This window comes from Dyella sp. 333MFSha (assembly GCF_900102405.1).
Taxonomy (GTDB): Bacteria; Pseudomonadota; Gammaproteobacteria; order Xanthomonadales; family Rhodanobacteraceae; genus Luteibacter; species Luteibacter mycovicinus.
The window spans coordinates 633,110-654,433 of the sequence record NZ_FNBR01000002.1; the positions used below are offsets into that span (position 1 = coordinate 633,110).

A 21,324-nucleotide genomic window follows, 5' to 3' on the forward strand; every position below is an offset into this window, starting at 1 on the left:
CTGGGGAACCTAGCAGTAGGAAAATACGAACGTCAATAATTTGACGCGATGACGGACATCATCCGAACGGCCTAGGCGGGAAATCCCGGGATAGCCAGGATCGGACGTCCATATGCTTTTCAATTCATGGCCTTGCGCGGGAATAACACGCGCGCGGCGCATTCAAACACATGCACCAAAGCGAACCAATTCATGGACTTGATCGACATCGGCGCCAACCTCACCCACGAATCGTTCCGGCAGGATTTCGATGACATGCTGGCCCGTGCCAGCGCCCATGGCGTCGGCCGGATGGTGGTAACGGGTGCGTCGCGAGAGGGAAGCGAGCACGCCCTGGCCATGGCGAAGGCCAGCGGCGGCCGGCTTTTCGCCACCGCCGGCGTGCACCCGCATCACGCCATCGACTATGACGACGCGACCGATGCCCTCATCCGCCAATGGGCACGCGAGCCCGAAGTTCGGGCGGTCGGCGAGACGGGGCTCGACTACAACCGCAACTACTCACCGCGCGAGGTCCAGCGCGAGGTATTCGAGCGGCAGCTCGCCATCGCCGTGGAGGTCGGCAAGCCGCTCTTCCTGCACCAGCGCGATGCCCACCACGACTTCCTCGCCATCCTGAAGCGCTACCGAGACCGGGTCCCGGCCGCCGTCGTCCATTGCTTCACCGACACCGGCGACGCGCTGCGCGACTACCTCGAACTCGACTGCCATATCGGCATCACGGGATGGATCTGCGATGAACGCCGCGGCGCGCACCTGCGCGAGCTGGTCAAGCTGATTCCGGCGGACCGGCTCATGCTCGAGACCGACTCGCCCTACCTGCTGCCGCGGACCATCCGCCCCATGCCGAAGGACCGCCGTAACGAACCGATGTACCTTGCGCATATCCGCGACGAGGTAGCGAAAGACCGGGGCGAGTCGAAGGAGGCCCTGACCGCATCCAGCGTCAGGACCAGCGAGCTGTTCTTCGGCCTCTGAAACGCGAGCCGGCGTCCGCTCAACCGGAATGCAGCCCGGTGAGCGACGCCTCGGCCAGGTCCACCTCGCGGACCAGATTGCGCAGCGTTTCGTCGTTGATCGTGTGCTTGCGGCGCAGCTCGTGGAGCTCGCGCCGTTCGGCACGCAGTGCGGCCAGACGCATCACGCGCTCGGTACCCGCCTCCGCACGGGCCTTCTCCGGGACGTCGCCTTCCTCGCCCGCCGCTTCGAGGCGCTGCTGGTAATCGCCCATGACGCGTGCCGCGATGCGTGAGGCCAGCGCGATGGCGTTCTCGTCGCCACCCTCCTGCACACGCTGCTGCTCCTTCTCGATGCTGCGAATCGCCGCCTCCGCCGCCAGGGCACGCGCCTTGCGCTCTTCCCGCACGCGCGGATCCTCGCCAGGCAGTTTCAGACCCTTGACCGAGAGCGGGAGCCCGATCGCGCCGAACACCAGCGTGCAGAGAATCACGCCCGAGGCGAGAAAGATCATCAGGTCGCGCGTCGGGAACGGGATGTTCTCGCTCTTCATCAGTGGCAGGGAGAGCACACCCGCCAGTGTGATCGCGCCGCGCACGCCGGCCAGCGCCGTCGTCCATACCAGCCGCGTGCCCACCGGGGGGCGCTTCTCGCCACGGTGCAGCGCGCGCATGAACACGAAGCGCAACGACACCCACACCCAGATGAAACGAAGCAATACCAGCGCCAGGGTGATCGCCACGACATAGGCGGCGAGATGCCACAGCGGGCCACCGCCCGCCTGCGCCATATCGACCTTCGCCCCGTCGACGATGGCGGGAAGCTGCAATCCCAGCAGCAGGAAGATGATGCCGTTGAAGGTGAACTCCACCATCTCCCAGACGGCCCGGCTCTGCATGCGCGTGGCGACGTAGCCACCCTTCATCACGTCGGTGTAGTTCATGCTCATGCCCGCCGCCACGGCGGCGAGGATACCTGAAACACCGAAGTGCTCGGCGAGCAGATAAGCCGCGAAAGGCAGCAACAGCAGTAGCGCCACCTGAGCCGCCGGGTCCACTTCGCCGCTCCAGCGCACCAGCCGGCGACGGAACAGGCCGAAGCCGAGGCCCACGAGCACGCCCGCCGCGAGGCCACCCAGGGCCATCACCACGAAATCGCCCGTGGCGGATACCAGCGAGAACTTGCCGGTCATCTCGGCGGCGACAGCGAACTGCAGCGCCACCAGACCGGACGCGTCGTTGAGCAGGGCTTCACCGGAGAGGATATGCATCAGGCGCGGCGGAATCGGCGACTCACCGCTGATCGAGGAAACGGCGACGGCATCGGTGGGCGACAGCACGGCGGCCAGCGCGAACGCCACCGCCAGCGGCACCGTCGGAATCATCCAGTGGACGAAATAGCCGACCCCGACGATGGTGAAGAAGACCAGACCGATCGCCAGGGCGAGAATCGGGCCGCGCAGGAGGAACAGTTCGCGTTTGGGAATGCGCCACCCGTCGGCGAACAGAAGCGGCGGAATGAACAGCAGGAAGAACAGCTCGTGGTCGAACTCCACATGCAGGCCGAAAGGACGTGCGAGCAGCGCCCCTAACGCGATCTGGATCAGCGGTAGCGGCAAGCGGATCGGAAGGACACGAACGATCGCGCCGGAGAGCGCGATGACGAGAAGGAGGATGAGGATCGTGATGACTAAAGACATCAGGGAAAGCTAGCGATGGCGCGGATTTCAGGCAAGCGTCATCGTCTAACGGGCGATGAACCGAAGGCCTTCTCCGACCCTTTTCCGCCCGCTTGAACAGCGGCCGTCGAAAGACGCCGGAAAGGCCGAAGAAAGGCCGAAGAAAGGCGCAAAAAAACACCTTATCCCGCAAATACCTGCTTAGGATTTATTCCTATTGTTCCCATAGTTATTAGGGGTTTACGTTATTTTCACGCACTGGGATCAGGGCCATCGACCGGCCGACTCGTGGGGACGTAACGGGCGGCGGCGATTTGCGGTAAGGGACGACATTTGCAGTTCTTTGGGGAGAACCGACATGCACCACACGCGCTCGCTCGCACCCCTTTTCGATTGACGACGTGACGCCGCGCGCCCGCTAAGAGGCGTACGGCCGAACAACCATTCTTTCCATTCCGGTGATTCCACCGCCTCGAAAAGGCGGCCTGCCCACGTGCCGCGTGGGTAAGGGGTTCCTTGTCCCGGTTTTCGTCATGCGTTACATCAGGAGGGTCGTTTTCATGCAGCACCACACCCGTTCCACCGCCCCGGCACGCCGCAAGCTCGCCCTTGCCGTCGCCTTCGCGGTCACCGCCGGAGCCGCCGGTGGCGCGCTCGCACAGAGCAACGCCACCGGCTCGATTTTCGGTTCCGCCACACCTGGCGATGTCGTCCATATCGAAAGCAAGGACACCGGCCTGCGCCGCGATATCACCGTCGATTCGGGCGGTCGCTATCGCGCCAACTCGCTGCCGATCGGCACTTACGACGTCACCCTGATACACGCTGGCACGACCGTCGATTCGCACAAGGGCGTACAGACCCAGATCAGCCAGGGTACCGACATTTCATTCTCAGCCGCGCCGGCGGGCAGCGATGCGACCAGCCTCGGCGGCGTGCAGGTCACCGCCAACGCGCTGCCGAGCATCGACGTCAGCTCGGTCGACTCGCGCACGGTGCTCACCGCCGATCAGCTGTCCAAGCTGCCCATCGCGCGCACGTCGATCAGCTCGGTCGCTCTGCTCGCACCGGGCACCACGCCCGCGGCACGCGGCTACGGCAACGCGCTCTCGTTCGGCGGCTCGTCCGCTTCCGAGAACGCTTACTACATCAACGGTTTTCAGGTCACCAATCCGCTGACCGGAGTCAGCTCGCGCCAGCTGCCCTACGACGCGATCGATCAGGAGCAGGTGCTGATCGGTGGTTACGGTGCGGAGTACGGCCGCTCGACCGGTGGCGTGATCAACGTCGTCACCAAGCGTGGCTCGAACGACTGGAAGGGAGATGTCCAGGTTCTCTGGTCCCCGTCTTCGCTTCAGCAGACCCCGCGGAATATCTATCTGAAAGATGGAACCCTGTTTCAAAAAGGTAATGCATACGCACAGCGCAATCAGGACAATCTGCAGTATTCCGGCTCTCTCGGCGGCGCGCTGATCAAGGACAAGCTGTTCATTTTTGCCGCCGCGGACTGGATCAAGCAGACCGGCGACTACACCGGCCCCAGCACGGTCAGCGATCAGGAACGTGACACCGCCAAAACCACCCGCTGGCTGACCAAGCTCGACTGGAACATCACTGACAACAACATCCTCGAACTGACCGGCATCGGCGACAGCGAAACGACGGATTCATCGATCTTCGGCTACAGCTACCAAACGGGCCAGGGCGCGTATCTCGGCCACCAGTACACCAAGAATTACAACGGCACCCAGACCAACGGGACACCGGGTGGCGATACCTACATCGCGCACTACACCGGCTACCTGACCGACGACCTCACGATCAACGGCATGTATGGCCGCGCACATTCCGATCATGAACAGACGGTCGGCAGCGCTACGGGTGTCACCTGTCCGTCCATTCTCGACCAGCGCGCAGCCTTCTCCGGCAACAACCAGACCGGTTGCACCGTCGGCGCCACCACCACGTTGTATCCCGGCGCAAAGGACAGCACCAAGGGCTGGAGCGCAAATATCGAATGGCGCATCGGAGATCACGATCTGCGCGCCGGCGTCGATAACTACGTACTGCGCGCGACGTGGGGCGCGATTCCTGTCGGTGGCACGAACTACACCTATAACGACATCGGCGACGGAAGCTCCATCCAGCAGCGCTTGACCAACCTCGGTCTCGACCCCGCGCTGTACAACCCCGCGGACTTCCCGAATGGTTACTATGTCGAGTCGTCGGCGTTGTCGACGGGTGCGTCGGCTCGCACGAACCAGCGTTCGCAGTTCGTCGAAGACAACTGGCAGATCACCGACCGCTGGCATTCGTACGTAGGCCTGCGTAACGAGCAGTTCTCCAACTACAACGGTCTGGGCCAGGCGTATGCACGTTCGCGCCATCAGCTCGATCCGCGCCTGGGCGTTTCATGGGACGTTTACGGTGACAGCTCGCTGAAGGTCTACGCGAACGCGGGCCGCTACCATCTCGGCCTGCCGACGTCGGTCGCCGTCCGCGGCGCCGGCCCGTCCACGTATCCGTCGAACTACTATGGCTTCACCGGCATCGACCCGACCAACGGCACGCCGACCGGCCTCATCAGTGGCGCCTATTCCGGCACGTACTATCTCAACGGAGCCAACGGCACACCGCCGGACGCCAAAACGGTGTCGTCGAAGCAGCTGCATTCCTACTATCAGGACGAATACATCGCCGGTTTCGACAAACAGCTGGGCGATTCGTGGGTGGTCGGCGCCAAAGGCATGTACCGCAAGCTTCGTAGCCTGATCGACGACACGTGCGACTCGGCACCGCTGCAGGCGTGGGGCGACGCGAACGGGCTGAGCGACGAGGTAAAGGCAGGTATCGGACGTAGCACCGGCTGCTGGTTGTACAACCCCGGGCGCGCAAACACGTTTGTCGTTTCGCCCGCAAACGGCCAGTACATCGATATTCCGCTATCGGCGAAAGATATTGGTGAGCCAAAGCCGAAGCGCTCGTACTACATGCTGGACCTGTACGCCGAGCATCAGTTTGCCGACAAGTGGTACGGCAAGATCGACTACACGTTCTCTCGCAGCTACGGCAACTCGGAGGGCCAGCTGGATTCGGACATCGTGCAGGCGGACGTGTCCACCACCGAGAGCTGGGACTTCCCGGCCATCATGGAGAACACCAACGGCGACCTGCCGAACGATCACAAGCATCAGCTCCGTGTATATGGCACGTATGTCCTGTCCGACGAATGGCAGTTCTCGACCGTCACGCGCATCAGCTCCGGCGCGCCCGTCAGCTGTATCGGTACCCGCCCGGCCTCGGCCGGTGGCGATCCCTACGGCTACGGCAACGCGTATTTCTGGTGCAACGGCGAGCCGTCGCCGCGTGGATCGAAAGGCCGCACCCCCTGGACGTACACCATGGACGTGAGCGCGGCCTGGAAGCCGTTGTTCGCCGACCACAAGCTGTCCTTCACGGTCGACGTGTTCAATCTGCTCGGCAAGCAGCAGGTCACGCAGTACTACGAAGTCGGCGAATTGCCCTCCGGCGATCCCAACCCGCAGTACAAGCGCGCACGTTCCTTCCAGGACCCGCGTTACGTCCGCCTCGGCGCGCGCTACGACTTCACGCTCTGATTCGATAACGACATAACAACAAAAGAAGCAGTTTCCCCGGATATTGGCCGCTCTCCCTGAGCGGCCTTTTTTTATATGGAAGCTGACTGAAAGCCGGTTGAAAGCTGAAAACGCCTCGCAACGCTTACGCAGAATTCTGCTTTGATGAAACTTATTTCATCCACGCGATAACGTCGTCGACGTGTTCTTACGCGCATACACGGACGAACGCCCGCCTGGACGCGGATGCATGTCTTTGCGCACGCGCAAGACCCTTGCGATTCGACCGCGCGCAAGCGGGGCAAGGTATTTCGTTCATGCAACTCCCCTTGAGTGCATCCCTCGCCGCGCCTTAGCTTCGCCATGCTTGTTGCGGTTTCGTTAAGTCGCACAGGCGGTGTTTCGATGCGGAGGATGTCGACACCACCAAGGGGCCCGGACGGCCATTTCGATTGAGTCACGACTCCGCGACCGCCCTCTGCCGACGGCGGCGCGGCTTGAAGCATTTGGCCAGTGGCCGGGGAGATCTACATGCAGCTGCGTCATTCATCGGACCGCTCACGGCGGCGTTCGCTTTCGCTCGCCATCGCGGTCGGGCTCGGCATCGTCAGCGCCGCGTCGTTCGCACAGAGCACCGTCGGCGGTGTCTACGGCACGGCGGACGCCGGTGCCCAGGTCACCGCCGTCAACAACGGCAGCGGCCTCAGCCGCAGCGCCACCGTCGGTAGCGACGGCCGCTTCAACATTTCGTCGCTGCCGCCGGGCGATTACAAAATCACCTCGACCACCGGCGGTCAGAGCACGACGCGCACGATCACCATCGTCGCGGGCCAGGGCTTCAACCTCAACCTCGCCGCACCCGCTGCCGCCGCTGGCGCACAGGACCTGACCACCGTCTCGGTGACCGCCAACGCGCTGCCGCCGATCGACATCACGTCCAGTCAGACCAACACGGTGATGACGGCCGAACAGATCAAGCAGCTGCCGCTCGCACGTAACCAGACCGCCGTGGCGCTTCTCGCCCCGGGCGCGACCAAGGGCGACAGCGCCTTCGGTAACCTGGCCTCGTTCGGCGGCGCTTCGGTTGCCGAGAACAGCTATTACGTCAACGGTTTCAACGTCACCAACTTCTTCCAGAGCCTGACCTACGCGCAGGTGCCGTTCGAGGCCATCGACCAGGAAGAGATCCAGGACGGCGGCTACGGCGCCGAGTACGGCAACTCCACCGGCGGCGTGATCTCGGTCAACACCAAGCGCGGTACCAACGAGTGGAAGGGCGGTATCGACTTCACCTGGAACCCGTACCAGCTGCAGGCCAACCAACCGAACATCTACCTGCAGAACGGCGCGCTCAACCAGAACAACCGTCACAACAGCAACTACGTGATCGGTAACAACGGCAGCGGCAACGCGACCGACTTCGGCCAGCGCTGGAATGCCTGGCTCGGCGGCCCACTGATCAAGGACAAGCTGTTCATGTTCGCCCTCGTCGGCGGTACGCGCACGGCGGACGAGCATTATGGCGACGCCACCGGTGGCGGCAGCTTCAACAAGACCACGATCAAGGATCCGCGCTACCTGGTCAAGCTGGACTGGAACATCAACGAGAGCAACATCCTCGAATACACCGGCTTCAGCGACACGAGCACCACGCAGCAGAGCATCTACGGCTACAACTACGACGAAAACGGTCAGCCGCATCGTGGCGACTACCTCGGTCAGCAGTACGACAAGACCGGCGGCATGAACAACATCCTGAAGTACACCAGCTACATCACGGATGACTTCACGATCTCGGCGCAGTACGGCAAGAGCACCAACAAGCGCGTCGAGCGCGCGACGACAGCCGATGGCACGGTCGAAGAGTACGATGGCGACATCTTCAACGCCGTGAACTCGCCGGGCTGCCCGACGATCGTCGACCAGCGCTCGCCGGTCGTGGCCGGCTCGGTGCCTGCCGCGCCGCACTGCTCGTTCACCTCCGCGGGCGAACTCACCACGCCTAACGGCGAAGACAAGCGCAATGCCGGTCGTATCGACTTCGAATACCACATCGGCGATCACGAGCTGAAGGCCGGCTGGGCACGCGACCATTTCACCACCGACACCGGCACGGCGTACGAGGGTGGCTCGGTCTACACCTACCAGCCGATCCCCGAAGACATCCTGGGTCATACCCCGGGCATCGACCCGGCGGACAACGTGGTCAAGCAGGCGGTGTTCGCCACGGGCGCGAAGGTCGGCATCACGCAGAAGTCCTACTACCTGCAGGACAACTGGCACATCACGGACAACTTCGTCGCCCGCATCGGCGTGCGTAACGATGGCTTCAACAACACCAACAGCCTCGGCCAGACCTATGTCAGCCAGGTGCACAGCTGGCAGCCGCGACTCGGCTTCTCGTGGGACGTCCATGGCGACTCCACGCTGAAGGTCTACGGCAGCGCTGGCGATTACTCGCTGCCGCTGGACGGCAATGTGGCCCTGCGTGGCGCCGCCGCCTCGCTGTACCAGATCCGCTACTTCAGCTACACGGGTATCGATCCGGTCACCGGCGCGCCGACGGGTTTGGGACCGGTGTCGGATGCCTACGCAGCCGCCAATCCTGCGCGTGCCGTGACCCAGTACTCCAATGGGGAAGCCGGCGTCGTACCCAACCCAGGCGCCGTCGCCACCAAGGACCTGAAGCCGTTCAAGCAGCGCGAGTTCATCCTCGGTGCCGAACAGCAGGTGGCCGACTGGACGTTCGGCGCCAAGGCGATCTACCGGAAGATCCTCACGGGTATCGACGACTCCTGCGACTTCCGTCCGATCGCCGCGGCCGCCAATGCGCAGTACGGACTGAACCTCGACACGACCAGCCTCTCGCCGGCCGCTGCGAACGTACCGGGGTGCTACATCTTCAACCCGGGCAGCTCGGTGACTCTGCGCACGCCGGTCGATGCGACCGGTACGCTGTACGACATCCACCTGCCGGGCTCGGCCGTGGGCGAGCCGAGCTACAAGCGCTCGTACATGGCGATGCAGCTGACCGCCGAGCGCAACTTCGACAACACCTGGTACATGAAGGCCTCGTACGTGTGGTCGCACACCCGTGGCAACTCGGAAGGTGGCGTCGACTCGTCCAACGGCCAGGCCGACACCGGCACGACCGAGCTGTTCGACTATCCGGAGATCATGGCCGGCTCGAACGGTTACCTCCCGAACGATCGCAAGCACACCTTCAAGATCTATGGCGCCTGGCAGATCAACAACCAGTGGCTCGTCGGCGCGAACGGCATCGTGCAGACCGGTCGTCCGGAAAACTGCTACGGCCTGAACCCGATCGACGGCACCATCGGTGGCTACGGCGGCGGCGCTTACCTCTACTGCAGCGGCATGGTCGTGAAGCGCGGCTCGGTGGGTCGCACGCCGACGTACTGGAACATCGACCTCAACGCGACCTATAAGCCGGAATGGGCGAAGGGCGTGACGATCTCGGCCAACGTGTTCAACATCTTCAACAAGCAGCACACCACCTCGATCAACGAAGTGGGTGAGGACAACAACGGCAATTCGCTGTCCGACACCACGTACAAGATCCCGACCAGCTTCCAGCAGCCGCGTTACGTGCAGCTGTCGGCCGAGTACGACTTCTCGCTTTAAGCTCCACCACAAGAAGACAGGGCGCGCGTTCCTCCCGGACGCGCCGCCTTGCAAATCTCCCCGGAATCGCCGCCCGCTCCCACGGGCGGCTTTTTTTCGCCTCGCGGCAGGAGTGGCTGCGGACACCGCTCCTGTAGGAGCCCGTCTTGCGGGCGAAAGCCAACGAAGCGACGAAGAGGGTGCCTTCGGGCTGGCTCGGCTTCGCCTTCGCGGTCGCTTCAAAGCCTGGCCTTGCGGCAAGGGGCGTCGCCGTCTGCCATTCCTGTCGCTAAGTCCTCCTCCGGCCTTCGCCTCCGTGCGGAATCGCTCCAGGAACGGCAGACGCCGACGCCCCCCGAACGCTGACGCCACCTGGCTCATGTAGGAGCGAGCCTGCTCGCGAACCCTCAGCGGTCGACATCTCGAACGATGCATTTCGTCCGTCCATGCCAGCGGTGCACCAACATCAAACCTTATCCCATTCCATCTTCGCGTGCGCCCGCGCCACACACTGCACACCCATCGTAATCAGCGCACCGACACCACCCAGCGCAAGCAACGTGCGCTGACGCTCGGGAATTTCGTCTTCCTGCAGAGATTCGACAACCAGATCCGTGATGCCCCGCGCGTATTGCAACAACTCGTTAGCGTCATTCAACAACGCATTGACGCCCACATCGGGGTCGATACAAAAACTCCCTTCGCCAACCGTTCCAAACTTTTCCATAGTCATCTCCATGCGTGCCGCACGCAGCCCCGAGTTGTGGCACGCCAAAACGCAAAGGCGTGCCACCATCGCTCGCACGATGAGCCTCATCGGCCTGTCCGTGACCGGACGCCGGGCGGTGTGTTCAAGAAGTGGTTCGCAGCGGCAGTCGCTGTCTTCCGCCCACACGGCAACGTGCCGGATAGCTACGGCAAGAAAAAACTCAACTGACAACGGCCAGCGCCGCGGTTCTTCAACCGTGTTTGCGAGATCGGCAGACGGCTCGGTAACCGTTGAGGGGAGTGCCGCCGGGAAGCGGCACGCGTGAGAATGCCTTAGTATTTGGCATAGCCATGGTCAACCTGTGTTGTTGATTAGGGTCAGCGGACCTTGTGGTGCGTCAACACCCCTGGTCCGCGCTTCTCACCGCTTTGAGCGATGGTTGCCTGCGACGCGTGGATCGCTACTCCGCAGGCAACGGATACAAGCTAGCAAAAACGATTGCCGGTTGTCTTGAGAATCTGGACCGATTTCGCAATCGTCAGCGTTCGCCAACGGGGTTGGCTATCACCGGGGCGCGTGCCCAGCGTGGACTGAGGACGAAGACGACGACACCTGCGAGCATCACCGCGATGCCGAGCCATACGCCGGATGCGAAGTGCTCGTCGAAGACCAGCCACGACGTGGCGATGCCGGAGACCGGCACCAGTAGCGACAGCGGAGCCACCGTCGCTGCTGGATAGGTCTTCATCAACGTGTTCCAGATGAAGTAGCCGAAGATCGTCGTGACGTATGCCTGAAAGAGAATGGATCCTACGGCGGGAAAGGTAATGCCGTGACTCAGCACGACGAACGGAGCCGAGCCACGCACGAGCCATGTCAGCAGGAGCAGTGCCGGGGCGGAGAATGCGCTCGACCAGACGATGAAGGCGAGCATATCGGCGGGTTTATGTCGTTTCACGATCAGATTACAGACGCTCCAGCTGACTGCGGCGAGTAATACCAGCAGCACGCCACGCGTCGTCGCCGCGCCTTTCGTATAGCCGACTACGAGCAGCAAGCCGCCACCGGCCAGCACCATGCCCGCGACTTGCGGTGCGCGAATTCGTTCCCCAAGCACTGCGGCGCTGAGCAACAGCGTAAAGAACGCACTGAACTGCAGCACGAGGGACGACAGCCCCGGTGACATGCCCTGCGACATCGCGAGGTTGACCACGAACCATAGCCCCACGCCGAACAAAACGCCGTAGATGGCGACGGCGCTCAAGGGAACATCGACCGGCCGACGGATGAAGAACGCCAACGGCAACGCCGTCATCAGAAATCGCAGCGCGGTGAGGAGAAACGGGTCGAGGTCACGCAGGCCGGCTTCGATCACCGAAAAGTTACTGCCCCAGATCACCGTCACCAGCGCGCCGAGCATCAGATCGCGCACGCGCATGGCCGTCATTCCTTCTGAGGTGGGGAAGCCGACCCTAAAGGAGGCGATCGACGACCGGAATACGATTATTCTGAAATTTCGCCCCGGGATCGTCTAGCGTGATCGCCTCGTCCTTTTCTTCCGACGACGTCAGTCCTGCTCGTCCTCGAAGCGCAGGTGCTTCACGCTGCGCCCGTGCCGCCGCACCAGCTTCAGTGCCTCGATGCCGACCTTGATGTGCCGCTCCACGAAGTTGGCCGTGACCGCCGCGTCGCTGAACTCCGTCTTGACGCCCTCGGGAATCATCGGCTGATCGGAGACCAGCAGCAATGCGCCGCATGGGATGTGATTGGCGAAGCCGGCGGCGAAGATCGTGGCCGTCTCCATGTCGATGGCCATGCTGCGGGTGCGACGCAGGTAGTCCTTGAAGCCTTCGTCATGCTCCCAGACGCGTCGGTTGGTCGTGTAGACCGTACCGGTCCAGTAGTCGTGGCCGAGGTCGCGGATCATGGTGGACACGGCGCGCTGCAGTTGGAAGGCCGGCAGCGCCGGGACCTCGGGCAGCAGGTAATCGTTGGACGTGCCCTCGCCGCGAATCGCGGCGATCGGCAGGATCAGGTCGCCGATGGCGTTCTTCCGCTTGAGGCCGCCGCACTTGCCGAGAAACAGCACGGCTTCCGGCTCGATCACGCTGAGCAGGTCCATGATGGTCGCGGCGTTGGGGCTGCCCATGCCGAAGTTGATCAGGGTGATGCCGTCGGCGGTGGCGTTGGGCATGGCACGGTCGCGTCCGCGTACTTCCACGCCGTGGTCGGCGGCGAAGCGCTCGACGTAGTGGCCGAAGTTGGTCAGCAGGATGTGCCGGCCAAAGCCCTCCAGGGGGGTGCCCGTGTAGCGGGGCAGCCAGTTGGAGACGATCTCGTTCTTGGTTTTCATGGGGGATCTTCACAATCCGGTGGCGCGGTTACCGGCGACGCCACGCCGGCGGAGATGCCAAATTCATTCGGCGAAGTGTAGCATCCGGTCCAGCGGAGCGAAGTGGAACGCAGCGGGCGTTTCGGGCGCCGCGAGGCCTCGAGCCGTGAATGGGAGTGGTGCCGATGCGAATCGGAGTGGCGATCGACGCGGCCTGTGACCTGCCGCATGACTTCCTGGAGCGCAACGGCATCGCGGTCATGCCGATCACCGTCAAGGTCGACGACCAGAAGTTCAAGGACGACCGCGACCCTGCCGAAATCCAGCGCTTCCGCGACCAGAAGCTGGGTAGCCGCAGTCATTCGGCGGAGACCGAGGCAAGCTCGGTTGAAGATGTGCAGGACCTTTTCCTCGACCGCATGGTCCGCGACTTCGACTGCGTCGTCTGCCTGACGATCATGGCCACGCGCAGCCCGATCCACGACAACGTGATCAAGGCCAGCTTCGCCATCCTGAAGAATTACCGGCCGGTCCGTGAAGCCATGGGCCACACGGGGCCTTTCCTGATGCGGGTGGTCGATACACGCAACATCTTCGCCGGCTCCGGCCCGGCCATCGCGGAGACCGTGCGGATGATCCAGGCGGGCAAGTCACCCGCCGAAGTGCGTGAACGCGCCGCTCATGTCGCCGATTGCTCGTACGGCTACATGCTTCCGCGCGATCTGAATTACCTGCGCTCGCGCGCCCGGAGCAAGGGCGATCGCAGCGTCAGCTTTCTCAGCTCGATGCTCGGCACCGCGCTCGATATCAAACCGATCCTCCGCGCGCACCGCGGCGAAACCGGACCGGTCGGCAAGGTCCGTGGTTTCGAGCACGGAGCGCAGGTGCTGTTCGAATACGCCGCCAAGCGGGTCCAGGCCGGGCTGCTCGTGCCCTCGCTGTCACTCAGCTACGGCGGTGACCTGGACGACATGCGCAACCTGCCGGGATATCACCCACTCACGCGCATCTGCGGCGACGCCGGTGTCGAAATCCTCGAGAGCCCCATGAGCATCACGGGCATGGTCAACGTCGGCGAAGGGGCGATGACGATCGGTCTGGCTGGCGAAGACCACATCGCCGAGTTCTGACCATGCGCCCTGCCCGCGTCGCACTCGCCATGCTCGCTCTGGTGACCGGCCCCGCGCTTCATGCGGAGACGGTATACAAGTGTGTCGCCGCCGGGCAGACGATCTACCAACAGACGCCGTGCGCCAAAGCGCAGCGTCAGGAGACGATCCAGCTGGTGGACTCCGCTCCCGCTGACGGCAAGGTCGCTCCCATGCCCGGCGCACCGCCGCCCCGCGACGACGTCGACAGCCCGGAACCGCCGGCGCCGCCGGCTGCGTTGCCGCCGCGCATGTACGGCTGCGTCCGCGCGACGGATGGCAAGCCATATACCAGCCACAACGGCCACCCGGAGCCTTATCTGGCACCGTCGGGTGTGGTGGGCGATTTCGGGGGGACATTGAGTGATACCTACGGAAACAGCCGCGCGGCGGTCGCGTCCGCACCGGAGCTCAACCGCGGCAAGGGCAGCGTCGGCGCGCTCGTCAACAACAACTACATCTGGGTGCAGGACCAGTGCCGTGCACTGAGCCCCGACGAGACCTGCCGCGTGTTGCGCGACGATGCCGATGCCAACCAGAAGGCGATCCGCAACGCGTTCAAGAGCGACAAGCCGCCGCTCGAAGCGAAGGACGCATCGCTTCGCCGGCAGCTTCAGGCCTGCGGCTGAGCCCGGCGAACGTCAGAAGCCGTAGCGCAGAAATCCTCCGTCCACCGCGATGATCTCGCCCGTGACATAACTGGACGCGGGCAGGCAGAGAAAGGCGACGGCGCCGGCTACTTCTTCCGGCTCACCGATACGTCCCATCGGCGTGCGGTCGAGCACTTCCTCGAGGTATTCCGGGTCGGCCAGCGCGGGCTCGCTGCGCTGTGTCCGGATGTACCACGGGGCCACCGCGTTGACGCGAATGCCGTCTTCAGCCCATTCCACCGCAAGGTTGCGCGTCATCTGGTGCAGCGCGGCCTTGGTCATGCCATACGGCGAGCCCGTGCGCACGTGCGTGATGCCCGAGACCGAGCCGACGTTGACGATCGCGGCATTCGCGTGCTGGATCAGATGCGGGTACGCCGCGCGGCTCATCTCGTAAGCCGAAAACACGTTGAGCTCGAAGAGCGCACGGTATTCGTCGGGCGAATAGTCGAGTGTCGGACGCGGCGTGTTGCCGCCGACGTTATTCACGAGGATCGACAGGTCAACGTCGAGGTCGACTACCCAGTCGAAGACGGCGAGTCGGTCTTCCTGGTCGGAAAGATCGGCGGCCATGCCCAGGATTTCCACCTCGGGACACTCCTCGGCCAGCTCGTCGCGGACTTCCTGCAAGACCAGTTCATCGCGCGCGACGAGCAGCACGTCGGCACCGAGGGCCGCGAGTTCGCGCGCACAGGCATAGCCGATGCCTTTACTCGCGCCGGTGACGAGTGCGGTGCGGCCGTCGAGGCGCCAGCTGGGAAGTCGTGGATGCATGAGTGGTCTCCTTCGATGTCGGCATCCTACAAGGTATGCTCGGACGATGGACGTCCAGACTCCCCTGCTCGGCATCGACCGGGCCACCGTGATCCGCGAAGGTCGTGCGCTGCTCGACGCCGTGTCGCTGACGATCGCGCCGGGCCAGCACACCGCCATTCTCGGGCCCAACGGCTCGGGCAAGTCCACGCTGGTCAAGCTGATCGAGCGGCGCCTGTACCCGCTCGTGCATGACGACGCGTCGCCCGTGATCCGCGTCTTCGGCCGCGACCGCTGGAACGTCGCGGAACTTCGCTCGCTGCTCGGCGTGGTCTCGGCGGACCTTCGGCGCGAGTTCGAGGCATCCGGCGAGACCGCACTGAACGCGGTGCTCTCCGGCTTCTTCGCGTCGATGACGCTCGGTCTCGACCATGACGTGACCGACGACATGCGTTCGCGCGCCGGACAGGCGTTGCAGCGTGTCGGCGCGGCGCACCTGGCATCGCGCGACGTATCGACGCTGTCGACGGGCGAAGCCCGGCGCGTCCTGATCGCACGCGCGCTCGTGCACCGGCCCCGCGCGCTCCTGCTCGACGAACCGTGTGCGGGACTGGATCCGGGTACGCGTCGGCGCTTCCTCGACCTGCTGCGCGAACTCGCTCAGGATGGAACGACGCTGCTGCTGGTTACCCACCATGTCGAGGAAATCGTCCCTGAGATCGGCCATATCGTCATGCTGCGTGACGGCACCTTGTTCGGGGAGGGCCCGAAGGACGAGCTGCTGGCAGCCGACCGGCTGTCCGAGCTGTTCGGCTGGCGTATGGACGTCGACCGGGTGAACGATTTCTACGGCGCGCGATTGCGCTGAAGCGCACGGAGCGCGAGACTCGGCCCGACCCTGAGGACATGCCCGTCATGACACATCGCGCCCTGCCCGTTCTGCTCGTTCTTGCCTGCGCGGCCTGCTCGAAACCGCCGCAGCCGGCACCGACCCCGCCCGCACCCCAGGCGCGCGTCGAAACCCCGTGGGATTCCCTCGAGGCGCAGAAGAAGAAGGCGCAGGACGTGCAGAAGACGGTCGACGATCAGGCCAAGGCGCAGGATGCGGCGCTGAAGGCGCAGGAACAATAAAACATCGCGCGCAAGGCGCGCTCCTACGGGTAGGAGCGCGCCTTGCGCGCGATGCCCTTATCGCCGTGCCATCACCGTGGCGAACAGAAGCAGTAAGCGTAAACGTTAGGCTTGCCCGCCTCCGCCGTGCGGAACAACGCGAACTCCGGCGCCAGCTTCGGCAGCATGGCCACCCAGGACGGCAGGCGCATGCCCCACGAAAGGGCGACACGCGTTTCGGCGCTGTCGCCGACATTGGTGAGGAAACGCTCGACCGCGCCCATGGGCTTCTCGGCGTAACGCACGTTGAAGTCCTTGCCCAGATGAGCTTCCTGCGCGGCATCGTTGATGGCGTCCTCCAGGCTGCCGAGCTTGTCGACGAGACCGCGATCCATTGCCTGCTGGCCCGTCCAGACACGTCCCTGCGCAATCGCGTCGATCGCGGCGAAATCCTTGCCGCGCGCCTTCGCCACGTTGCCGACGAAGTCGCGGTAACCCTTGTCGATGATGCTCTGGATAAGTACGCCGACCTTGGGATCGAGCGGACGCGTCACGTCGAACGCGCCCGCCAGCGGGCCCGTGGCGACGCCATCGCTCTTCACGCCGATCTTCGCCAGTGTGTCGGGTACGGTGAAGAACATGCCGAAGATGCCGATCGAACCGGTAATGGTGTTGGGCTCGGCATAGATCCGGTTCGCGTTCATCGAGATCCAGTAGCCGCCACTCGCGGCGACGTCGCCCATCGAGACGACCACCGGAATACCGGCTTCGCGCGTGAGTTCGACTTCGCGGCGGATCTGCTCCGCCGCATACACCTCACCGCCCGGCGAATTCACGCGCAGGACCAGCGCCTTGGTGCGACGGTCGTTGCGCACGCTGCGAATGAGCGCCGCGGTGGAATCGCCGCCGATGGTGCCCTGCGCCTGCTTGCCGCCACTGATCTCGCCCTCGGCGACGACCACGGTCACGCCATCGCCGGTCTGCAGCACGTCGATATTGGACAGGCCGCGATCGGCGAGATAGCCACCCAGGTCGACCTGGCGGAAACCTTGCTCTTTCTTGCCGGCCGGCACGCCCTGCTTGCGCAGCATGTCCACGAACTGCTGCTCGGTGGCGATGCCGTCGACGAGTTTTTCCTCGACGGCGAGATCGGCAAGGCTGCCCCTGGCGTCGCGGACGCGCTCAGCCAGCCCGTCCACGTCATCGCGCAGCGTGGCGGGGTCGAGGTGGCGACGCGCGGCGACTTCGTCGATCCAGGTGGACCAGAGGCCGCCCAGCCAGAACGCATCCGCTTCTTTCGATTCGGGCGACGCGTGATCGAGGATGAACGGCTCCGCCGCGCTCTTGAACTGGCCGACGCGGAACAGGTGCACCTGCACGCCGAGGCGGTCGAGCAGGTCCTTGTAGAACAACCGGTAGTTCGCCAGGCCCGTGGCCATCACGCCGCCCTGCGGGTCGATGTAGACCTTGTCGGCGTGCGACGCCAGGTAGTACTGGCCCTGATCGAGATTGGCGGCCCAGACCAGCACGGGCTTGCCCGACGCACGGAAACGGTCGAGCGCGGCGCCGACTTCGCGCAGCGCGGCGAAACCGCCGGCCTGGATGCGGTCCGGACGCAGGACGATACGGCTGACGTGATCGTCCGTGGCGGCCGCGTCGATGGCGCGGACCATGTCGCGCACCTGCACCTGCTTCACGCCGTCGCCGGACATGCGGCTGAGCGCGCGTGACAGCGGATCGGCGCTGTACTGCTCGACCAGCGCGCCCTCGGGCGCGATCACCAGCACCGTCTTGTCGTCCACCCTGGCGTTCCGGCCGCCAAGGAAGAGCGCCAGCAGGAACACCGCCAGCAGACCGAAAAAGAGCACGTTGATGATGATCAGGCGGGTGACGTTGATGCCGCGGCCGAGGCCGCGCATGAAACGACCGAAGCCACCACCGCGACGCGGCGACGGCGCGGGACGGGAGTGATCCGGCAGGGGCGGCGGCACGGCGTCGTAGCGATCCGACATCTAAGCGATTTCCTTGATGATTGAGTGCAGCGTAGCGCGTCGCAGGGCCTGCATCACGTGTGGATTGGCACAGGCGTGGCGTTGTCGGGATCGTCGCGCCAGCGGCCGCTCGCGCTGCTGCGCCAGAACCGCGCGAAGAGCAGGATCGCTGCCATGCTCAGGCCCGCGATCAGCCCCATCCACATGCCGCGCGCGCCCAGCCCCTGCGGAAAGGCGAGCCACCAGCCGATCGGCATGCCGACGCCCCAGTAGGCGAACAGCGTGATGCCCATCGGCACCCGGGTGTCCTTCAGTCCACGCAAGGCGCCGTTGGAGGCCACCTGGATACCGTCGGAGAACTGGAAGAACCCGGCGAGGATCAACAGCTGGGACGCCATGGCGATGACCGCGGCGTCGCTCGTGTACAGGCGGGCGATCGGGCCGGGCAGCGACAGCATGATGCCGGAGGAGATGAACTGCGTGACGAGCACCAGCGTGATGCCGGACATGCCGGCATAGCGCACGCCCGCGGCGTCACGGCGGCCGGCCGCGTTGCCGACGCGCACCGTGATCGCCATGGACAGGCCGAGCGGAATCATGAAGGCCACCGAGGCCACGTTGAGCGCGACATGATGGCCGGCGGTAACCGTCTCGCCAAGCCGTCCGATCAGCAAAGCCACCGCGACGAACAGACCCGCCTCCATCAGCAAGGTCACGGCCATGGGCACGCCGATGTGCAGCAGCTGGCCGATCTGTTTCGCGCTGGGCGGCGCCATCCGCTGACGCAGGTTGAGGTCGCGGTAATTGCGGTGACGCCAGACGTAGATGCCGAAACCAAGCATCTCCAGCCAGAGCACGATCGCCGTGGCGATACCGCTGCCACGCGCACCCATCGGCGGAAAACCCAGCTTGCCGTACATCAGTACGTAGCCCAGCGGCGCCAGCACGAGCAGTCCGCCGAAGCTGAAGTACATCGAGGGTCGGGGCATCGACAGGCCCTCGGAGAGTCCGCGCAACGCGAAGTACGTGGTGAGGGCCGGGGCGGCCCAGCAGATGGCGTGCAGGAAAGCCCGCACGTCGGCCCGCATGGATTCGACCACGCCGAACAGGTCCATCAAAGGCGAGGCGTTCCAGACCGCGATGCCCAGCAGCAATCCAAGACCCCACGCGATATACAACGCCTGGTGGAACACCGCGCCGACCTCACCCCGGCGACCGGCGCCGTCCAGCTGGGCCACGGTGGGCGGCACGGCCATCATGGTGCCGATGCCGGTGACGATGGCCAGGACCCAGATGTTGGCACCCGTGACCACCGAGGCCTGCGTATGCGCGCCCTGGTGCCCGGCGAGCACGGCATCGACCACATTGGTGCCGATGGCGGAAAGCTGCGCGGCGATCATCGGCAGCGCCAACCGGACGGTGGCGCCGATCTCGCGGCGGGCGCGGGCGCGGTCGAAGGACATGGGAGGGCAATGGCGTGTGGGCCGCCCATTGTACCGGGCCGCGTGCGATGATCCGACCCCGTCAGGGGACAATGGGGAACTCACGGAATGAAAGAGCTCGAGCCGTCGCCCGCGCTGCTGTGCGCGAACTGCTCCGCGCCGCTGCGGGGCGCGTTCTGTCACGACTGTGGCCAGTCGATCAAAAGCGTGCTCCAGCCGGTCTCGCACATGCTGGAGGATGCCGGGGACATCTTCTTCCACCTCGACGAGCGCATCGTCCATACGCTGCCACCGCTGTTTACGAAGCCCGGCTTCCTGACCCTGGAGTATTTCTCCGGGCGGCGGGTGCGCTATATCGCGCCGTTCCGGCTGATGTTCGTGTTCTGCCTGCTGGCTTTTTTCCTGCTACACCTGGCCATCGGCGACACGAAGTTCGGCAGTAACGACGGCAAGCCCGTCGCGGCGGATTCGATGGACGCCTTCGCCGCGGCGAAAACGCCGGACGAGGTGCACGCGATCTACAAGGATCAGGTCCGCGAACTCCATGAGTCGCTGGATGACCCGGAGACCCCGGCCGCGGCCAGGGCGGGCATGAGCGCCCTCTACGGCGTCGTTCGCAACGCCGCCAACACGCGCCTGACCGAACTGAAAGCACCTCCGATCGAACGGCAGGCCGACGAGCCGGCGTCCGATGTGCGACGGAGTGGCGAGGAGCGGGTCGACAGCTGGTTCGGCAACCACGCGAAGATCGACGTCGCCTGGCTGCCCGGTGCCGTCAACCGGCGCCTCGACGCCGCCTTCAGCCACTTCAAAGCCAACCTGATCCCTGTTCTCAACGGCGGTGCGCAGCGTCAGGAGGCCATGCATCGCATCCTCGAGGGATTCTTTTCGGTCCTGCCTCAGGCCATGTTCGTCATGGTCCCGCTGTTCGCCCTGATCCTGAAGGTGTTCTACGCGTTTCGCCGCCGGCTATACATGGAACACGTGATCGTGGCCCTGCACAGCCACGCTTTCCTGTTCCTCTCCCTCATTGCGCTGACGCTGCTGGGGCTCGCGAAGGAGCCGGTCCGGTCGCATCTGGCGATCGGCGGCAGCGCGATCGGGCTGGTCCAGTTCGCCATCTGGGTGTGGATGCCGCTGTACCTGCTGATCATGCAAAAGCGCGTCTATCGACAGGGATGGCCCATGACGATCGTAAAGTACTGGCTGATAGGCAGCGTCTATTTCTGGCTACTGCTCTTCGTCATCACCGTCGCCTTCGTTATCGGCATGACGCATTAGGACTATTTCCTAAGCAGAGAAGGGTTGTGCACAGGCGGAGTGGCGCCTTCGCA

15 protein-coding genes are annotated in these 21,324 nt (G+C 64.3%); 8 read left to right on the top strand and 7 right to left on the bottom strand.

Annotation, left to right across the window (positions count from 1 at the left end; translation table 11 throughout):
* Window positions 1-192: 192 nt before the first annotated feature.
* The gene (locus BLT40_RS10180) at window positions 193-978 is read left to right on the top strand and encodes a TatD family hydrolase (protein WP_079522770.1); all 786 of its coding nucleotides are present in this window, start codon (window positions 193-195) and stop codon (window positions 976-978) included.
* Window positions 979-997: 19 nt separating this feature from the next.
* Here BLT40_RS10180 and BLT40_RS10185 read toward each other — a convergent pair whose 3' ends face one another.
* Window positions 998-2,656 (bottom strand): Na+/H+ antiporter, encoded by a 1,659-nt coding sequence (locus tag BLT40_RS10185; RefSeq protein WP_090352844.1) that lies wholly within the window; start codon window positions 2,654-2,656, stop codon window positions 998-1,000.
* Window positions 2,657-3,195: 539 nt separating this feature from the next.
* Here BLT40_RS10185 and BLT40_RS10190 point away from each other — a divergent pair.
* Together BLT40_RS10190 and BLT40_RS10195 are read left to right on the top strand one after the other, a co-directional pair.
* On the top strand, window positions 3,196-6,252 hold the full coding sequence (locus tag BLT40_RS10190) for a TonB-dependent receptor (RefSeq protein WP_176809144.1): 3,057 nt from the start codon (window positions 3,196-3,198) through the stop codon (window positions 6,250-6,252).
* Between the two features lie 510 nt (window positions 6,253-6,762).
* A complete protein-coding gene (locus tag BLT40_RS10195) occupies window positions 6,763-9,876 on the top strand; it encodes a TonB-dependent receptor (RefSeq protein ID WP_143025868.1) in 3,114 nt (1,037 codons plus the stop codon).
* 445 nt (window positions 9,877-10,321) lie between these two features.
* On the opposite strand, the gene BLT40_RS10200 is transcribed toward BLT40_RS10195, so the two are convergent.
* The 3 genes from BLT40_RS10200 to BLT40_RS10210 all read right to left on the bottom strand — a co-directional run bounded on the left by BLT40_RS10200 (window position 10,322) and on the right by BLT40_RS10210 (window position 12,917).
* Window positions 10,322-10,672: a hypothetical protein gene (locus BLT40_RS10200; protein ID WP_090352852.1), complete on the bottom strand. Its 351-nt coding sequence runs from the start codon at window positions 10,670-10,672 to the stop codon at window positions 10,322-10,324.
* Window positions 10,673-11,102: 430 nt separating this feature from the next.
* Window positions 11,103-12,002, bottom strand: a complete 900-nt coding sequence (locus BLT40_RS10205; RefSeq protein ID WP_176809145.1) for an EamA family transporter — start codon at window positions 12,000-12,002, stop codon at window positions 11,103-11,105.
* A 129-nt stretch (window positions 12,003-12,131) separates the two neighbouring features.
* Window positions 12,132-12,917, bottom strand: a complete 786-nt coding sequence (locus BLT40_RS10210) for an AMP nucleosidase (RefSeq protein ID WP_036109821.1) — start codon at window positions 12,915-12,917, stop codon at window positions 12,132-12,134.
* 164 nt (window positions 12,918-13,081) lie between these two features.
* Between BLT40_RS10210 and BLT40_RS10215 the strand changes: the two genes are divergently transcribed.
* Together BLT40_RS10215 and BLT40_RS10220 are read left to right on the top strand one after the other, a co-directional pair.
* Window positions 13,082-14,026, top strand: a complete 945-nt coding sequence (locus BLT40_RS10215) for a DegV family protein (RefSeq protein ID WP_176809146.1) — start codon at window positions 13,082-13,084, stop codon at window positions 14,024-14,026.
* A gap of 2 nt (window positions 14,027-14,028) precedes the next feature.
* The gene (locus BLT40_RS10220; protein ID WP_090352856.1) at window positions 14,029-14,673 is read left to right on the top strand and encodes a DUF4124 domain-containing protein; all 645 of its coding nucleotides are present in this window, start codon (window positions 14,029-14,031) and stop codon (window positions 14,671-14,673) included.
* A 12-nt stretch (window positions 14,674-14,685) separates the two neighbouring features.
* Here the strand turns inward: BLT40_RS10220 and BLT40_RS10225 are convergent, their stop codons facing one another.
* Entirely contained in the window at window positions 14,686-15,468 is a 783-nt protein-coding gene (locus BLT40_RS10225; RefSeq protein ID WP_043696263.1) for an SDR family oxidoreductase, read from the bottom strand.
* A 46-nt stretch (window positions 15,469-15,514) separates the two neighbouring features.
* Between BLT40_RS10225 and BLT40_RS10230 the strand changes: the two genes are divergently transcribed.
* Together BLT40_RS10230 and BLT40_RS10235 are read left to right on the top strand one after the other, a co-directional pair.
* Entirely contained in the window at window positions 15,515-16,315 is an 801-nt protein-coding gene (locus BLT40_RS10230) for an ABC transporter ATP-binding protein (RefSeq protein WP_079523092.1), read from the top strand.
* A 47-nt stretch (window positions 16,316-16,362) separates the two neighbouring features.
* Entirely contained in the window at window positions 16,363-16,578 is a 216-nt protein-coding gene (locus tag BLT40_RS10235; RefSeq protein ID WP_036117012.1) for a hypothetical protein, read from the top strand.
* Window positions 16,579-16,649: 71 nt separating this feature from the next.
* On the opposite strand, the gene sppA is transcribed toward BLT40_RS10235, so the two are convergent.
* Window positions 16,650-18,476, bottom strand: coding sequence for a signal peptide peptidase SppA (gene sppA / locus BLT40_RS10240; protein ID WP_255364013.1), 1,827 nt, complete (start codon window positions 18,474-18,476; stop codon window positions 16,650-16,652).
* Between the two features lie 146 nt (window positions 18,477-18,622).
* Window positions 18,623-20,011, bottom strand: coding sequence for an MATE family efflux transporter (locus BLT40_RS10245; protein WP_079522269.1), 1,389 nt, complete (start codon window positions 20,009-20,011; stop codon window positions 18,623-18,625).
* 87 nt (window positions 20,012-20,098) lie between these two features.
* Here BLT40_RS10245 and BLT40_RS10250 point away from each other — a divergent pair, with 87 nt between their 5' ends.
* Window positions 20,099-21,271 (top strand): DUF3667 domain-containing protein, encoded by a 1,173-nt coding sequence (locus tag BLT40_RS10250; protein ID WP_079522271.1) that lies wholly within the window; start codon window positions 20,099-20,101, stop codon window positions 21,269-21,271.
* Window positions 21,272-21,324 lie beyond the last annotated feature (53 nt).

Bases quoted from the DNA above. Each gene is read 5' to 3' on its own strand.
- BLT40_RS10250 (WP_079522271.1), top strand. From the start codon at position 20,099: ATGAAAGAGCTCGAGCCGTCGCCCGCGCTGCTGTGCGCGAACTGCTCC.
- BLT40_RS10220 (WP_090352856.1), top strand. From the start codon at position 14,029: ATGCGCCCTGCCCGCGTCGCACTCGCCATGCTCGCTCTGGTGACCGGC.
- BLT40_RS10235 (WP_036117012.1), top strand. From the start codon at position 16,363: ATGACACATCGCGCCCTGCCCGTTCTGCTCGTTCTTGCCTGCGCGGCC.
- BLT40_RS10210 (WP_036109821.1), bottom strand. From the start codon at position 12,917: ATGAAAACCAAGAACGAGATCGTCTCCAACTGGCTGCCCCGCTACACG.
- BLT40_RS10185 (WP_090352844.1), bottom strand. From the start codon at position 2,656: ATGTCTTTAGTCATCACGATCCTCATCCTCCTTCTCGTCATCGCGCTC.
- BLT40_RS10195 (WP_143025868.1), top strand. From the start codon at position 6,763: ATGCAGCTGCGTCATTCATCGGACCGCTCACGGCGGCGTTCGCTTTCG.
- sppA (WP_255364013.1), bottom strand. From the start codon at position 18,476: ATGCGCGGCCTCGGCCGCGGCATCAACGTCACCCGCCTGATCATCATC.
- BLT40_RS10190 (WP_176809144.1), top strand. From the start codon at position 3,196: ATGCAGCACCACACCCGTTCCACCGCCCCGGCACGCCGCAAGCTCGCC.
- BLT40_RS10245 (WP_079522269.1), bottom strand. From the start codon at position 20,011: ATGTCCTTCGACCGCGCCCGCGCCCGCCGCGAGATCGGCGCCACCGTC.
- BLT40_RS10200 (WP_090352852.1), bottom strand. From the start codon at position 10,672: ATGAGGCTCATCGTGCGAGCGATGGTGGCACGCCTTTGCGTTTTGGCG.
- BLT40_RS10205 (WP_176809145.1), bottom strand. From the start codon at position 12,002: ATGCGCGTGCGCGATCTGATGCTCGGCGCGCTGGTGACGGTGATCTGG.
- BLT40_RS10225 (WP_043696263.1), bottom strand. From the start codon at position 15,468: ATGCATCCACGACTTCCCAGCTGGCGCCTCGACGGCCGCACCGCACTC.
- BLT40_RS10180 (WP_079522770.1), top strand. From the start codon at position 193: ATGGACTTGATCGACATCGGCGCCAACCTCACCCACGAATCGTTCCGG.
- BLT40_RS10230 (WP_079523092.1), top strand. From the start codon at position 15,515: ATGGACGTCCAGACTCCCCTGCTCGGCATCGACCGGGCCACCGTGATC.
- BLT40_RS10215 (WP_176809146.1), top strand. From the start codon at position 13,082: ATGCGAATCGGAGTGGCGATCGACGCGGCCTGTGACCTGCCGCATGAC.